Genomic DNA, 15710 nt, shown 5'->3' on the forward strand with positions numbered 1-15710 from the left:
CGAGAGCGGGAGCGCGTGGCCCCGGCTCACCCCCGCGACCGGGCCGCCATCGCCTCCCAGAACTCGTGCAGCTCCCTGGCGCGCATGCCCGCCCAGTGCGGCGTCCGCCTGCGCAGCACGCCGGGGGAGCGCCGCCGCACCCGGCCCCGCAGCAGGACCTGCTGCTGCCGGCAGAAGGGCTCGCGCAGCTCGGCCCGGGCCCGGACGCCGCGCGGCGGGTAGGGGCAGAACTGGAACGGGCAGGTGGGCAGGCAGGTGGAGCCCGGCGCGGGGAGGGTGGAGGTGCCGGCCGTCAGCTCCGGGTGGAGGGGCGTCCGGTCCTGGCTGAGGCACGGCGGGAGCGGGGCGCCGGGCTGCCGCGAGCGGCGGAAACGGTCCTCCACGTCGTCCGGCCGGCCGTCGCGCTCGATGAGGTTCGTCAGCACCAGGACGTCGGCGACGAGGCGCTGGGCGCGCGCGTCGAGGGTGCTCCAGCCGACCGAGGGCGGCAGCCACAGGTTGTGCTTGCGGTAGCGCCGAGGGGCGCAGGCGCGCGAGCCGATCGTGTCGACGACGGCCTTCTCGTCGATCCAGAGGAAACGTTCCGGACGGCGGGTCTCCAGGGCGAGCGCCGCCAGGTCCCCGGCCTCGGCGACGAACGGGTGCAGGACCCGTTGCCCCGCCGCGCCGTCCCCCGTACCGTCCGGCGCCCCCGCGCCCGCCATCGCCAGCCAGCGGCGCACCGTCTGCACGGCGGTGGTCGGCCGGGCGGCGGGCGGCCCCGAGTCGTCGTCCCCGCCCGTGTCGGCCGCCTCCGCGTCCGGTCCGCCGCGGGCGATGCTGTCCGGCAGCTCCCACAGGCAGAGCGCCTGCACGAGGGTGAGCTGCGCGTACCAGCACCGGGACCGCTGGAGCGCGGTCTCCGCGTGCCGGATGAGCTCGCCGCGTCCGCCCTCGTACGCGAGGGGGTGCCGCTTCCGCCGGTTGGCCGCGTACTTGAAGCCCTGGGCGAGCGCGTTCTCCAGGACCAGCGGCAGGTCGGAGGTGCCGCCGGTGTACCGCGGGTCGAGGTGGCGCATCCACTTCGTCAGCCGGTACCGCGCCTCGTCGCGGTGGCCGTCGGAGACGGACCCGAGCAGCATCGGGATCATCCAGGCCCGGATGACGAACTCGCGTACCAGATCCACCCGTTGCCGCCGGTAGCGGCGGTGGAGCTCCTGCCGTTCGCGGTCGCGCGGGTCCGGCTCGCCGGCGCCGGGGCCACGGCCGGCCGGCGACGGCCCCGCCGCGGCGGCCCACGCGTCGTACGCCCGCCGCCGCTCGTCCTTCAGCGCGCGCACCCGCGCCTGGTACTCCTCCACGGGGTCGGTGTCGACCCCGACCCGCCGGCGGATCACGGCGAACGCCGGATCCCCGCCGTCGCCGAACTCCTGGGCGGCGGCCAGCCGGACGGTGTGCGACGGCTCCTGCCGGGCCAGCTCGAAGAGCCGCTCGTACAGCGGGACGGTGTCCGTCTTCCCGGCCGCCTCGCGCAGGGCCGCGCCGAGCTGTTTGACGAGGCCGAGCTTGGCCTCCTCCAGGGTCCGGACGTTCCCCTTGACGTCCGCCCACCGCCTGGTCAGCGTGGCGGTGACGGTCGGCAGCAGCCGCGGCTCCGCCTCCACCGCGTCCATCTCCAGCGCGGCGGCGTAGAGATCCAGCGCCTTGGGATCCGTACGCCGGTCCGCGGCGGCGGCGAGCTGCCGGGCCAGCGACCGGCCGCTCAACGGCGACCGCCGCCACAGCTCGTGCAGATCGCGGCGGACGTCCGCCGCCAGACCCCCGCCGGTGCCCGCGAGTTCGGCCGCGCGCTCCCGGGAGAGCAGCACCAGCGCGATGAGCAGCTCCCGGCTGGGACCGGGCGGTGACAGCGCCTGCTGGACGAGGGCGCCGGCGCGGCGCTCCCCGAGGTGGGCGAGCAACCGGAAGCCCAGGTACGCCTGGATGACACTGTGCGGGAAGCGGATCTTCCGCTCGAACCCCTCGACCAGGCCCAGGGCGTCCGCGCGGGACGCCGCCCGGGCGAGCGCGGCCTGGCACTGGCCCGTGTTGCCCGTCGCCAACTGCCGCTTCTCCTCCTCCCCGAGGCGCTCCCGGAGGGCGTCCCAGAGCCGCTCGCGATGCCACTCGGAGAAGGCGTCGCCGCGCTTGCCGTACCGGTCGAAGCGGTGCCCGGCCCACAGGTGCCCGGCCGTCGCCCCGACCCGCCGGGCCGGGCCCGGATGGACGTCCCCGCCCAGCAGGTCGCCGAAGCCGACCTCCAGCTTGTCCTGGAGCAGCCCGGCGCAGGCCAGTGCGGAGACGGTCGTCAGGGTGTCCTCGCGCTCCCGCGCCGTCAGCCCGACGTCCTCCCGCAGCCGGCCCTCCACCAGCGCGTGGTACCAGGTCTCCAGCAGCCACAGCCGCAGCGTGGACCGGTCCCAGCTGCGGGTGTCCAGCCGGTGCGGGTCGTTGCGCGGCCGGTCGCGCTCCAGGCTGCGGTGGCGGTGCAGATCCCGGGCGATCTGCAGGTAGATGGGCGACTCGGTGGCCTCCGCCGTCTCCACGACCCAGTCGAGGCGGCGCTCGTCCGACTCGGCGGCGCGTTCCTCCACGAAGCGCAGCGCCTCCTCCTCGCTGAGCGGCTCCAGTTCGATGATCGCGGCGTGCGTCCCCTCCAGCGGTGTGTGCGGACGCGACGCGATGACCAGCGGGAGGCGCTCCTCGTAGGCGCGCTCGATGGCCCGGCGGATGATGTTGTCCCGGTCGTCCTGGTAACGCTCGCCGAGCACGGCCTCCTCCAGCCCGTCCGCGATCACCACCGGCTTGTCGTCCGCCAGCAGTTGCTGCCAGACCCGCTCGTTCTTGCTGCGCGCCAGGATGCCCTGCGGCGCCTCTTCCGCGAACCGGCGCCGCGCCAACTGCTCGAAGTCCAGCTCGCCCTGGTCCGCGGTGTCCCGCAACCGGACGGGCACGGGCACGGCGCCCTGCCGCGCCAGCATCTCGGTGAGCCGCACCAGGACCGCGGTCTTGCCCGTGCCCAGGCCGCCGACCAGCAGGTACGGCCGCCGGGTGGCCCGGTCCCGCAACCGCTCCGCGATCACCTGCGCCACCTCCTGGCGGCCGACGATCTCGGCGGTGTCCGGCCCGGCCGTCGGGACCAGCTCATGCGGGGTGCGCCGGGCCTTGGCCAGATAGCGCCGCTTCGTCCAGCCGTACCAGCAGAACAGGAAGGCGGCGGAGGCGATCCCGGCCGTCAGCACCGGACCCACGAAGCGGATCAGCGCGTCGAAGCCCGCGTTCCCCTTGCGCCAGGTCTCGAACGGCGTCGTCTGCCCGGTGACGACGATGTACACGCCCTCGGCACACCAGGCGGCCACCACCAGCGCGATCAGCAGGCAGCAGGCGCGCGAGACCGCCGTGTACGAGTTCCAGCGGCGCCACTTGCCCGGGCGCGGCGCGCCGTGCCGGGCCTCGCGGCGGACCGCACGGCGGTGGCGGCGCGAGAGAACGGCCCAGTGCAGGGCGGCCGCCGCCCGGCGGAAGGGGAGCGTCACGACGGGGGCGGGGCGGGGACGGGATGTGCCGGGCGGACGGCGGACGACCTGCGTCATGCGGCGTCTCCTCCCGGAGGGGTGGGGAGGCGTTCACTTCACGGTAGGCACCGGCGGAATGCGGTCGCAAGCGGGGCGTGTGCCCCGGCATCGCGGCTGCGCCGCTCGTCCTCAAGCGCCGGACGGGCTGGATCAGCCCCTCCGGCGCTTGAGGACGAGCGGCGCAGCCGCGAAAGGGGGGTCTGGGGGCGCAGCCCCCAGGAAACGGCGAAGGGGAGGGACCGGGGCAACCCCCTACGGCCGAGCCTCCAGCACGTGCACCCGAAGGGCCGCCCCCGACAAGGGATGTCTCGTCTCCCGCTCACACCGCATACCGAGCTTCCGCATGACCCGCTCCGACGCGTCGTTGCCCACCGCGTGGACGCTGACGATCCGGGCCAGACCCCGGTCGCGGAGGGCGAAGTCCAGGACGGCACGGGCGCCTTCGGTGGCCAGGCCGCGGCCCCAGAAGGGGCGGCCGAGCCGCCAGCCGATCTCCACGGCGGGCAGGATCTCCGGCAGGTAGCGGGGCACGGACAGGCCGACGAAGCCGATCAGCCGCCGGTCCTCGCGGAGTTCGGCCGCGAAGAGGCCGATGCCGTGCTCCTCCCACTCGCGTTCCCAGGCGGCGATGCTCGCGGCCGTCTGGGCGCGGTCCTGCACCGAGCCGTCCCGGATCCACCGCATCACGTCCGGATCGCCGTTGATGGCCGCCATCGGTTCGAGGTCGTCCTCGCGCCAGCGGCGCAGCGTCAGTCGCGGGGTGCGCAGGGTGATCGTCATGGGGGCATCCTGCCCACTCCCACGACCCTTAGAGGTGAATCGGGCCACGCTCGGCCGGTCTTGGGGCTCGGAGGAGTGGTAGGAACGGCGCACCGTCCACGACCCGGGGAGCCCCTGTGCGTCCGACCTTCCGTGCCGCGCGCCTCGCCGCCGCCCTCGCCGCCGTCTCGTCCCTGCTCTGGTCGCCGCCGCCGGCCGCCGCCGGAGCCCCCACCGCGTACGCGGCGCTCGGCGACTCGTACACCTCCGGCGTGGGTGCCGGGCCCTACGACCCGGCGGGCGGGCTGTGCTTGAGAAGCCCGCGCGCCCACGCTCCGCTGTGGGCCGCCGCCCACGGGGTGCGGGACTTCCGGTTCACCGCCTGCGCGGGCGCCACCAGCGACGACGTGCTGCGGGAGCAGGTGGGCGCGCTGGACCCGGGCGTCCGCCTCGTCACCCTGACGCTCGGCGGCAACGACGTGGGCTACTCCCGCGTCATGCTCGCCTGCAGCGTCGGCCGGCCCGGCACGTGCGACGGGGAGGCGGACCGGGCCGAGGCCGAGATGGACCGCTCCCTGCCCCACCGGCTGGACGCCGCGTACCACACGATCGCCCAACGGGCGCCGCACGCACGGGTGGTGGTACTGGGGTACCCGTACCTCTTCGGCGCCCCCTCCTGCCTGGTCCCCTCCCCGCCGAACGCCCGGCGGATGGACGCCGCGCTCGATCACCTGGACGCGGTGGTCGCCGACCGCGCCCGGGCCGCGCGGTTCACCTACCTCGACGCGCGCCGGACCTTCGCCGGGCACGGCGCCTGCTCCGGCGCGCCGTGGATCAACCCGGCGGGACCGCTGTTCTGGGAGTCGTACCACCCCAACGCGGAAGGCCAGCGCGGGTACTTCAGGCTCCTGTCGCGCGGGATCTGAACGGGTGCGGTCGGACTGAGCGAGTGTGGTCGGGCTGAACGGGTGCGGTCGGGCCGGACGGGTGCGGTCGGGTCACGGCCGCCGCGGTTTCGAGGCGACGACGATCGCGTAGCCCAGCTCGGGCGTGACCGTGAGCCGGTCCATCGCGTCGAGCAGGGTCCGGCGCTCCTCGCGTTCCTCCGGAGGGACGTCCGTGCCGTCCGCCCGGATGGCCGCGCAGAGGGCGCGGAGGGTCTGCGGAACGCTGTGCTCCGAGACGTCCGTGACGCTCTCGACGGCCAGTCCCGCGTCGGCGAGCAGCGCCGGGTAGTCGGCGAGCGGGAGGATCGCGGCGATCCGGTTGAGGGCGCAGAAGGTGTCGAGGGCCGGGCGGCTCGCGGCCGGCAGGGGCGCGCGTTCGACGACGTTGGCGATGGCGAGCCGGGCGCCCGGGCGCAGCGCGTCATGGATCCGGCGCAGGACGTGCCGGGGGTCGGGCATGTGGAGGAGGGATTCGAAGAGCCACGCTCCGTCGAAGGAATCGGCGGGGAAGCGCGCCTCGGCCACGTCGGCGAGCCGGAAGGAGACCCGGTCGGACAGGCCCTCGGCCGCCGCCGCGGCGGACGCCAGGCGGACCTGCTCGCCGCTGAGGGTGATGCCGGTGACGGTGGCGCCGGTGGTCCGGGCGAGCTGGAGGGCCGGGCGGCCGGTGCCGCAGCCGGCGTCCAGGACGCGGTCTCCCGGGCCGACCCCCAGGGCGTCGGTCATCAGCCGGGTCATGCGGGCGGACGCGGTGGCGACGGAGGCGGCGGGGGCGCTCTCCGCCGGATCCGGCCAGTGGCCGAAGTGGATGCTGCCGCCGAGGAGTGCGGCGGTCCGTTCGCTGTACCGGTCGTAGAGTTCCGCGATGGCCTGGGGGGTGACGTCCCGGAAACCACTGATCATGACGGGTTCCTCCTACGGGGAAGAGGGCGGTGTCGGGCTGACCGACCGGCCTGACCGAGCGGCCTGACCGAGCGGCCTGATCGACGAGCGTCGCCCGCAGAGACACGGACGATCTCCCGAACGTTGCCCCCTCGCGCCCGCGGTGCGACAGGGCACGTCCGGCGAAACGGGACGGAAGCCGCGCCCGACTGGCCGGAACCCTCCGCACCCCTGTTCGGGAAGGGGGTGGACGAATCACGGCCGACGCGCCGCCGAGCTGGACCTTTTGCGGCGGAAGACGGCCCTCCGCGGGACAAAAAAGAGCGATTTTGCGCCGCGCCCCTCACTGGTCACCATGTGCTTCTGTCGCACGTATCTGCGACCTGCCCGCAGGATGAGAGGCGCACCACCCCATGCACGAAACCGACGGCACCCCCGCGCGCCGTTTCGGCCTCCCCACGGCGATAGCGCTGGTCATGGGGAACATCATCGGCGGCGGCATCTTCCTGCTGCCCGCCTCCGTCGCCCCGTACGGCACCGTCAGCCTGCTCGCCTTCGGGGTGCTGACGGTCGGGGCCATCGCGCTCGCCCTGGTCTTCGGACGGCTCGCCGAGCGGCACCCGCGGACCGGCGGCCCGTACGTGTACGCGCGCGAGGCGTTCGGCGACTTCGCCGGCTTCCTCTCCGCGTGGTCGTACTGGACCATGACCTGGGTCAGCAACGCCGCCCTGGCGGTGGCCGGCGTCGGCTACTTCCACGCGCTGACGGGCGGGAAGGGCTCGATGGGCACCGACCTGGCCGTGGCCCTGCTGATGCTGTGGCTGCCGGCCCTGGCCAACCTCGCCGGCACCCGCTGGGTGGGCGCCGTGCAGCTGGTCTCCACGGTGCTCAAGTTCGTCCCGCTGCTGTTCGTGGCGGTCGTCGGACTCTTCTACTTCGACCCGCACAACCTGGGCTCCTTCAGCGAGGGGGGCGGGAACTGGGCCGGCGGCCTGACCGCGTCCGCGGCGATCCTGCTCTACAGCTACGTCGGCGTCGAGTCGGCGGCGATGAGCGCGGGCGAGGTCCGCGACCCCAAGCGCAACGTCGGCCGGGCCAGCGTGTTCGGCACCATCGGCGCAGCCCTGGTGTACCTGCTCGGCACCCTCGCGGTCTTCGGCACCGTGCCGCACGGCAAGCTGGTCGGCTCCTCGGCGCCGTTCTCCGACGCCGTGAACGCGATGTTCGGCGGCGAGTGGGGCGGCACCCTGATCGCCGCCGCCGCGGTGATCTCCATCGTGGGCGCGCTCAACGGCTGGACGCTGATGAGCGCCCAGGCCCCGTACGCGGCGGCGAAGGACGGCCTGTTCCCGGCCGTCTTCGCCCGCAAGCGGCGCGGGGTGCCGACGGCGGGCGTGCTCGCCGCGTCCGTCCTGGCCACCCTGCTGACGGTGATCAACTACGTGTCGGGGGCGGGCGGGGTCTTCGAGATCCTGGTGCTGGTCACCACGTTCTCCGCGACCGTGCCCTACCTGCTGGCCGCCGCCGCGCAGGTGTACTTCCTGCTCACCGGCCGGCGCGACCGGGTGCGCGCGGGCCGGCTGACCCGCGACATGGTGCTGGCGCTCGGCGCGTTCGCCTTCTCCTTCTGGCTGGTCGCGGGCGCCGGCTACAAGGCGGTGTACCAGGGCGTGCTGTTCCTCTTCGCGGGCGTGCTCGTCTACGTGTGGATGGCGGCCCGACGGACGGCCGCGGCCGGGGGCGAGGACTCCGCGTCCGCCGGGGAGCCGACGGCGGCCGAGGAGCCCGCCGCGGAGGCGGCCCTCCGGGGCTGAGCCCCTTTCGCGCCGGGGCCTTTCCTCAGGCTCGCCGGTCGCCGGTGTGACCGGCGGGAGCGCGCAGATGGTGTACGCGAGCGGGCGGCACGTTGTCCCAGACGACGTGCCGCCCGACGCCGTACCGGGCCGTGAACGCGTCCAGCAGCGCGGCCACCGCCCGGTGCCGACGCGCCTCGGCCCTGCCGCCGGTCAGCGCGCGCAGCGGCCGGGTGCCGAGGTAGGCGAAGAAGGTCAGATATCCGCCCGGGACGAGGGCGCGCAGGTACTGCGCGAGGATCGCCTCGACCGTCTCCGGCGGGAAATTGGTGAACGGCAGACAGGAAACGATCAGGTCGTAGCGGTGTTCGCCCAGATCGAGCTCCGTGATCGATGCCGGTACCAGCCGGATGCGGTCACCGGCCGCCACCATGGCCGGGTTCGTCTCCCTCAGCCCCTCCAGCGCCCGCACGAACCGGGGGTTGACCTCCACGGCGTCCAGCCGGTCGCCCGGCCGCTCCAGCAGCTCCGCCAGCACCCGGGTGACCGTGCCCGTACCGGCGCCCGCCTCCAGCACCGTCCGGGGGCGCCCGTTCCGCGACGCCCGGCCCGCGCGGTCCCGGCCTGCGAGGTTTTGGTCCGGGTGGCCCCGGTCCGCTCGGTTCCGGTCCGCGCGGTCCCGGCCCGCGTGGCCCCGGTCCACCAGCGGCTGGGCCAGTCGGCAGGCCAGGCTGTGGCTGCTGGGGGCGATGGCTCCGGTGATGCGGAAGGTGCGCACGGACTCCCGGAGGAAGGCAAGCGGGCCTGCCGGGGGAGCGGGGGCCGGGTGGCGGGTGATACGGGAGGCGTCCGAGGCGCCGGTGACGGTAGGGGGCGTGGATGCGACAGGGCCGGCGTAGTCGAAGGCGGTCGGAAGGGGCGTCTGGTCCATGGCCACGACGCTAGGAACCGCGAACCGCCCGGCCATCGGCCGAACCGACCCGCCCACCCCCTACCGAAGTCGGGGGTCCGCCCGCCCGGTCGGCGGAGGCCCGCCGTCCGGGCCCGTGCCTAGGCTGGGCGCGTGTTCACCCTGACCGACCGGACCTGGCCCCGCTGGGCCGATGCCCTGCTCATCGCCCTGGTCGGCTTCCTGTCGGCGCAGGAGGCGTACATCCGCGGCGGAGACCGCCTCCTCGGTCCCGAGGCCGCCGTCGCGCTGGCCGTCGCCACGACGGCCACGCTGATCCCGCGCGAACGGTTCCTCCCGCTCGCCGCGGTCATGGCGGTCGCCACCGCCGCGCTGCTGGGCGTCGCTCCGCCGCTGCTCGTCGTCCTCTTCCGCACGGCCCGGCGCGGCCGGACCGGTCTCGCCGTGCTGTGCGCGGCGGCGGCCCTGACGGGCAACCGGTTCGCCGACCCCGGCCGCAACCTGTGGACCCTGCACCTCTACGGCCCCGTCATGCCCTTGGCCCTCGCGCTGGCGCTCGGGCTGTGGGCGGGCAGCCACCGGCGGCTGGTCGCCGCCCTGGACGACCAGGTGGAGCGGCTGCGCGTCGAACGCGGCCTCCGCGCCGAACAGGCCCGGCTCGCCGAACGCGCCCGTATCGCCGCCGAGATGCACGACGTCCTCGCCCACCGCCTCACCGTCCTCGCCCTGCACGCCGGAGCCCTCCGGCGGCGCGCCGCCGACCTCCCCGAGCCCGTCGCCGAACGGCTCGCCCTGCTGCGTACCACCTCCACCGAGGCCCTCGCCGACCTGCGCGACGTCCTCGGCGCCCTGCGCCACACCGATGACGGGCCGGACGCGGCCGACCGGCGCGAACCGCGCCTCGGCGAGCTGCGCGAACTGCTGGACGAGGCACGCGCCGCAGGGCAGTCGATCGAGGCGGACCTCGCCGGCGACGCCGCGTCCGTCCCGGTCAGCCACCGCCTCGCCGTCCACCGCGTGGTCCGGGAAGCCCTGACCAACGCCCGCAAGCACGCCTCCGGCGCGCCCGTCCGGGTCGCCGTCCACTACGGAACGGCGGAGTCCGCCGTGGAGGTGCGCAGCGCCGCGGGCACCCCGTCCGAAGCCGCCGGGCTGGGCGGCGGATACGGTCTGATCGGCCTCACCGAACGTGTCACGGCGCTCGGCGGCCGGCTGGAGTACGGGCCGACGGACGGGGGCGGCTGGCGCGTGGCCGCGACCGTCCCCGGAGCCGGGCGGCACACCACGGAACGCGCGGGAGCGGCATGATCCGGACCATGATCGTCGACGACGACCGGCTGGTCCGGCTCGCCCTCGCCGACATCCTCGACGACACCCCCGGCATCACCGTCGCCGCCGAGGCCGCCGACGGCGCCGAGGCGCTGGAACTGGCCCGCGCCCACCGGATCGACGTGGCCCTCATGGACGTGCGGATGCCCCGCGTGGACGGCATCGAGGCCACCCGGCGGCTGCGCGCCCTGCCGGACCCGCCGCAGGTCGTCGTGCTCACCACCTTCGACCTCGACCAGTACGTGTACGACGCGCTGGCGGCCGGCGCGTCCGGGTTCCTGCTCAAGGACACCGAACCCGACGAGATCGCCCGCGCCGTGCGGGTCGTCGCCGCCGGCCAGGCCATGCTCCATCCGCACGCCGCCCGCCGCCTCATCGACCGCTACCACGACACGGCCCGCCCGTCCGGCCGCGCGGCCAGGGTCCGGGTCGCGCGGTTGACGCCCCGCGAGACCGAGGTCCTCGCCCTGCTCGCCGGAGGCGCGTCCAACGCCGGGATCGCCGCCGCGCTGGGGATGCGGGAGAGCACGGCGAAGGCACACGTCAGCCGGATCCTGGCGGCGCTGGAGGTGGGCAACCGGGTGCAGGCGGCGCTGTGCGCGCGGGACGCGGGGATCGGCGCCGGCTGACCGACGGGCCGCTCGGCGGAACGGGCTTCGAGGCCGCTACCTGCGAGGTAATCGCCGTCCGCGCGCGGGACCGGCAAGCTGTGGGCATGCCTCCGGACCCGGGCGCTCGGGTTCGGAGGCTCCCCAAAGACCTTCGTCAGGAAGAGAGTTCGCCATGTCCGCCACGTCCGCCCAGTCCGCCCAGTCCGTCCACGAGACCGCCGTCGCCCGCTACCTCGCCGCCTGGAACGCCGACGCGGAGACCCTCGCGGCGGCCGTCGCCGCCGCCTGGACCGAGGACGGCTCCTACACCGACCCGCTGGCCGACGTCGCCGGGCACGAGGGGATCACCGCCGTGATCACCGCCGCGCACGAGCAGTTCCCCGGCTTCGAGTTCCGGCCGTCCGGTGTCGTGGACGGGCACCACAACACCGTCCGCTTCGGCTGGGAGCTGGTCTCCACCGCCGACGGTTCCGCGCCCGTCGCCGGCTTCGACGTGGCCGTGCTCGCCGAGGACGGCCGCATCCGCAGCGTCCTCGGCTTCCTCGACCGGGTGCCCGCTACGGCGTGAGGCTCCGCAGGTACGCGGCCGTCTCCTGGTCGGCGGGGAGGAAGGTCTCCAGCGCCAGTTCGGAGACGGTCACGTCCAGCGGGGTGTTGAAGGTGGCGATGGTCGAGACGAACGACAGCGTCCGGCCGCCGACGTCGATCACCATCGGCAGGGCGACCGGGGCGCGCCGGTCGGCCATCCGCTCCTCGCCGCAGGGGTCCGGCATCGGGAAGCCGGTGACCTCGTCGTACAGCGCGCGCAGCGGCGCCGACCGCATCAGGGCGAGCTGACGGTCCATCTGGTGCAGCAGGTGGCAGCGCCACTCCAGGAAGTTGCGGATGCGCGGCGCCATGCCGTGCGGGTGCAGGGTCAGCCGCATGGCGTTCTGCGGCGGCGCCAGCAGCTCCTCGGCGACGCCCTCCAGCAGCAGGGGGACGCCCCGGTTGGCCGCCACCACCTGGTACGTGCCGTCGACGACCAGCGCGGGGAAGGGCTCGTAGCCGCGCAGCAGGACGTCCAGGCTCTCGCGCATCTCGCTCAGCGCCGGGTCGTCGAGCGACCGTTCGGGGTAGCGCGGGGCGTAACCCGCCGACATGAGCAAGGCGTTCCGCTCCCGCACGGGGACGTCCAGATGGTCGGCCAGGCGCAGCACCATCTCCTCGCTCGGCCGGGACCGGCCCGTCTCGATGAAACTGATGTGCCGGGCCGAGGAGTTCGCCCGCAGGGCCAGCTCCAGCTGGCTGATCCGGCGGCGGTTCCGCCAGGAGCGCAGGAGCTCGCCCACTTGCGTTGCCGTCGAGGCCGCAGTAATCGTCATGCGTGTGACCGTAACCCGTCGCCCCTCGGGCCGACGGGAAATAACTCCCGCCCCGTGGGAGCCTTGGGGTACCGGCGGTGCGGTGCCTGCCGCGCGGCACCGGTGGTGTGTGGTGCGACGAAGACGGAGCACGGTCGAAGAGGAGCTGTCATGACGGTCGAACCGCTGTCGCAGCAGGACGTCGAGGAGCGCCTCCGGGAGCTCCCCGGCTGGACGACGGACGGACTGCTGCTGCGCCGTACCTACACCTTCGCCGGGCACCTCCCGGCGGCGGCCATGGTGCTGCACATCGCGGTCATCCAGGACGAGTTGGGGCATCACGCGGAGGTCACGCTCGGCTACGACCGGGTCGGTGTCGCGGTGAACACGCACAGCGTGGGCGGCAAGGTGACCGGCCTGGACATCGAACTCGCGCGCAGGATCGAGGCGGTGGCCGCCGGACACGGAGCGCGGGCGGTCTGAGCGGGGGCGCGGGTCGTCCGAGCGGGACGCCGCTTTCGGTGCGCAGGGGGCGTCACTTCGGTACGCCGGGCGCTCCTCATGGCGCGGCCCGCCCTCAGGACACGGCCGGTCCCACGGCACGATCAGCTTTCACGACACGATCAGCTTTCACGACACGGGCAGCCGGTACAGCGCGTCGACGTCCGCCGCGTACGCCTTCTCTATCGCCCGCCGTTTGAGCTTCATGGTGGGTGTCACCAGCCCCTGCTCCTCGGTGAACTGGCCGGGCAGGATGCGGAAGGTGCGGATCGACTCGGCCGGCGGCGCCTGCGCGTTGGCGGCGACCACCGCCCGCCGGATCTCGGCCTCCAGCTCCGGGTCGCGCACCAGCTCGCCCGGGGGCGGGACGGGCCGGCCGCGCATCGCGCACCAGTGCGCGACCGCCGGGCGGTCCAGGGTGACCAGAGCGGCGAGGAACGGGCGGCCGTTGCCGACGACCAGGCAGCGGTCCACCAGGGGGTGCGCCCGGACCCGTTCCTCCAGGGCCGAGGGCAGGACGCCCGTCCCTTCGGAGGTCGCCAGGGACTCCGCCTTGCGGCCCCGGATCGTCAGGTACCCGTCGTCGTCGAGCGCGCCCAGGTCCCCGGTGGCCAGCCAGCCGTCCCGGAAGACCGCCTCGGTGCCGCGCGGGTCGCCCAGGTAGCCGGCGAAGACCTGCGGGCCCCGGAGCCACACCTCGCCGTCGTCCGCTATGCGCACGCCGGTGCCGGGGACGGGCGTGCCGACCGTGCCGAAGCGCGGTCGCTCCGGCGGGTTGGCGGTCACGGCACCGGTGGTCTCCGTCAGGCCGTAGCCCTCGACGAGGGTGATGCCGGCGCCCGCGAAGAAGAGACCGAGGCGCCGGTCGAGGACGGCGCCGCCCGACAGCCCGAACCGCAGCCGGCCGCCCAGACTCTCCCGGAGCCCGGAGTAGACGAGCCGGTCGAACACCCGGCGCCGGACGCGCAGGGCCGTACCCGGGCCCGGGCCGACGCCGAACGCCCGCTCCTCCAGGGCGCCGGAGTGGCGGACGGCCACCTCCACGGCCCTCTCGAACGTCCGCTCGCGGCCGGTGCGCTCGGCCTCGTGACGGGCGGCGGTGAAGACCCGCTCGAACACATAGGGGACCGCGGCGAGGAACGTCGGGCGGAAACTCCGCAGCTCGGACAGGAACACCGGCCCCGACATCCTGGACTGGTGCCCCACCCGGACCCCGGCCCGCACGGCGGCGACCTGGACCATCCGGCCGAGGACGTGCGCGAGCGGCAGGACGAGCAGGGTGGACGCCTGCTCCCCGCGGCCGGAACCGGGGCCGGTCCCGGGGCGGAAGACCGGGCCGAAGCGGCCGACGACGTTGTCGGTCTCCGCCATGAAGTTGGCGTGGGTGAGGACGCACGCCTTGGGACGGCCGGTGGTGCCCGGCGTATAGAGGACGGTGGCCGGGGTGCCGGGGGTGACGGCCGCGCGCCGGCGGTGCACCTCCTCGTCCGCGACCCCGGCGCCGGCCGCGGTCAGCTCCTCGACGGCCCCGGCGTCGAGCTGCCACAGCCGGCGCAGGCCGGGCAGCCGGTCGACGACCGAGCCGACGGTCATGGCGTGGTCGCCGTGCTCGACGACGCAGGCGGAGACCTCCGCGTCGTGCAGCGTCCAGTAGACCTGCTCCACGGACGCCCCCGGGTACAGCGGCACCGACTGGGCGCCGACGGACCACAGGGCGAAGTCGAACAGCGTCCACTCGTAACGCGTCCGGGAGACGATCGCGACCCGGTCGCCGACCCGGACGCCCTCCGCCAACAGGCCCTTGGCCAGCGCCGTCACCTCGTCCCGGAAGGCCGCCGCCGTCACATCCCGCCAGCCGTCGGCCGCCCGACGGCCGAACGCCACCCGGTCCGGAGTGGCGGCGGCGTGCTCGAACACGGCATCCGCCAGACCGCCGGAGGGCGGCACCGGTACCAGGGGTGGGACGGTGATCTCGCGCACTACCTCGCTCCTCGCCACGCTCCGCACAGCGCGGGTGACCGTACCCGATCCCTCAACGGTGAACCCTGAGGCTCCGATAGACGGACGGGGCTCACGGTATCTGCACGAAATCTCCCTGACCTGGCTCGATTACGTCCTGTACCTCCTGACCATCCGGCCCGGCCGGGGTGTGCAGGCGGTCGCCGGCCGCCAGGATCGCCTGCGACAGCGCTTCCGCGCTGCCCCGCGCCGCGCTGTCCCGTTCCGGACCGGGGCCCTGCAACAGGACGACGTCGATGGCACCGAGCTCCGGCAGCCCCGCCCTGACCGGGACCGGCACCAGCCCCGGCGGGATCATGCCGCGCGTATGGGCCATCACCCCCAGCCCGGCCCGGGCCGCCGCGACCAGGCCGTTGAGGCTGCGGCTGGTGCAGGTCACCCGCCAGGCCCGGCCCTCGCGCTCCAGGACGTCCAGGGCCCGCGCCCGCGTGATCGCCGGGGCCGGGAAGACGACCAGCGGCAGGGGTCGGCGGGCGTCCAACCGCAGCCGCTCGCTGCCGATCCACACCAGGCGGTCACGCCAGACGAGCCGGCCGTTCTGCGGCTGCCGGGGGTGGCGCTTGACCAGCACCAGATCGAAGCGGCCGGCCGCCATCTGCTCGTGGAGCGTGTCCGACAGGTCCACCGTGAGCTCCAGGTCCACCTCCGGGTGCTCACGCCGGAAGCGCTCCAGGACCTCGGGCAGCCGGGTGAGGACGAAGTCCTCGGAGGCTCCGAAGCGCAGCCGCCCGCGCAACCGCGTCCCCGCGAACCAGTGGGCGGCCCGCTCGTTCGCCTCCAGGATCGTCCGGGCGAAGCCGAGCATGGCCTCCCCGTCCTCGGTCAGCTCCACGCTGTGCGTGTCACGGACGAACAGCCGCCGGCCTGCCGCCTCCTCCAGCCTGCGCACCTGCTGGCTGACGGTCGACTGGCGCACCCCCAGGCGATGGGCGGCCTGGGTGAAGCTGAGCGTCTGCGAGACGGCGAGGAAGGTCCGCAACTGCACCGGATCGAACATGCCCCGAGCCTATCGTCGGTCGTGAT

Annotated in this window: 13 protein-coding genes; 6 read left to right on the top strand and 7 right to left on the bottom strand. The window is 74.7% G+C overall.

The window, feature by feature from the left end:
* Positions 1-26: 26 nt before the first annotated feature.
* On the bottom strand, positions 27-3611 hold the full coding sequence (locus tag J7W19_RS26855; protein WP_004942171.1) for an NACHT domain-containing protein: 3585 nt from the start codon (positions 3609-3611) through the stop codon (positions 27-29).
* Between the two features lie 234 nt (positions 3612-3845).
* Complete coding sequence (locus J7W19_RS26860; RefSeq protein WP_004942169.1) at positions 3846-4373, bottom strand: GNAT family N-acetyltransferase; 528 nt, start codon at positions 4371-4373, stop codon at positions 3846-3848.
* Between the two features lie 116 nt (positions 4374-4489).
* Between J7W19_RS26860 and J7W19_RS26865 the strand changes: the two genes are divergently transcribed.
* Positions 4490-5278 carry an SGNH/GDSL hydrolase family protein gene (locus tag J7W19_RS26865; RefSeq protein ID WP_004942167.1) on the top strand — a complete coding sequence of 263 codons (789 nt, stop codon included), beginning with the start codon at positions 4490-4492 and terminating at the stop codon, positions 5276-5278.
* A 72-nt stretch (positions 5279-5350) separates the two neighbouring features.
* Here J7W19_RS26865 and J7W19_RS26870 read toward each other — a convergent pair whose 3' ends face one another.
* A complete protein-coding gene (locus J7W19_RS26870; protein ID WP_004942166.1) occupies positions 5351-6202 on the bottom strand; it encodes an SAM-dependent methyltransferase in 852 nt (283 codons plus the stop codon).
* A 392-nt stretch (positions 6203-6594) separates the two neighbouring features.
* Between J7W19_RS26870 and J7W19_RS26875 the strand changes: the two genes are divergently transcribed.
* Positions 6595-7995, top strand: coding sequence for an amino acid permease (locus J7W19_RS26875; protein WP_004942163.1), 1401 nt, complete (start codon positions 6595-6597; stop codon positions 7993-7995).
* 25 nt (positions 7996-8020) lie between these two features.
* Here J7W19_RS26875 and J7W19_RS26880 read toward each other — a convergent pair whose 3' ends face one another.
* Positions 8021-8905 carry a class I SAM-dependent methyltransferase gene (locus J7W19_RS26880; protein ID WP_004942161.1) on the bottom strand — a complete coding sequence of 295 codons (885 nt, stop codon included), beginning with the start codon at positions 8903-8905 and terminating at the stop codon, positions 8021-8023.
* Between the two features lie 132 nt (positions 8906-9037).
* Here J7W19_RS26880 and J7W19_RS26885 point away from each other — a divergent pair, with 132 nt between their 5' ends.
* From J7W19_RS26885 to J7W19_RS26895, 3 genes are all read left to right on the top strand, one after another.
* Complete coding sequence (locus J7W19_RS26885; RefSeq protein WP_004942160.1) at positions 9038-10192, top strand: sensor histidine kinase; 1155 nt, start codon at positions 9038-9040, stop codon at positions 10190-10192.
* Complete coding sequence (locus J7W19_RS26890) at positions 10189-10842, top strand: response regulator transcription factor (protein ID WP_004942158.1); 654 nt, start codon at positions 10189-10191, stop codon at positions 10840-10842. Before J7W19_RS26885 ends, J7W19_RS26890 begins: the two co-directional genes overlap by 4 nt.
* Before the next feature lie 154 nt (positions 10843-10996).
* Positions 10997-11392, top strand: a complete 396-nt coding sequence (locus J7W19_RS26895; protein WP_004942155.1) for a nuclear transport factor 2 family protein — start codon at positions 10997-10999, stop codon at positions 11390-11392.
* Here J7W19_RS26895 and J7W19_RS26900 read toward each other — a convergent pair.
* The gene (locus J7W19_RS26900) at positions 11382-12188 is read right to left on the bottom strand and encodes a helix-turn-helix domain-containing protein (protein WP_040888886.1); all 807 of its coding nucleotides are present in this window, start codon (positions 12186-12188) and stop codon (positions 11382-11384) included. The genes J7W19_RS26895 and J7W19_RS26900 overlap by 11 nt on opposite strands.
* Positions 12189-12338: 150 nt before the next feature.
* On the opposite strand from J7W19_RS26900, the gene J7W19_RS26905 reads away from it, so the two are divergent.
* On the top strand, positions 12339-12650 hold the full coding sequence (locus tag J7W19_RS26905) for a 4a-hydroxytetrahydrobiopterin dehydratase (protein WP_004942151.1): 312 nt from the start codon (positions 12339-12341) through the stop codon (positions 12648-12650).
* 147 nt (positions 12651-12797) lie between these two features.
* Here J7W19_RS26905 and J7W19_RS26910 read toward each other — a convergent pair whose 3' ends face one another.
* The gene (locus J7W19_RS26910) at positions 12798-14648 is read right to left on the bottom strand and encodes an AMP-dependent synthetase/ligase (protein WP_004942148.1); all 1851 of its coding nucleotides are present in this window, start codon (positions 14646-14648) and stop codon (positions 12798-12800) included.
* A gap of 91 nt (positions 14649-14739) precedes the next feature.
* Positions 14740-15684: a LysR family transcriptional regulator gene (locus J7W19_RS26915; protein WP_004942146.1), complete on the bottom strand. Its 945-nt coding sequence runs from the start codon at positions 15682-15684 to the stop codon at positions 14740-14742.
* Positions 15685-15710 lie beyond the last annotated feature (26 nt).

The organism is Streptomyces mobaraensis NBRC 13819 = DSM 40847, from assembly GCF_017916255.1.
Lineage (GTDB): Bacteria > Actinomycetota > Actinomycetes > Streptomycetales > Streptomycetaceae > Streptomyces > Streptomyces mobaraensis.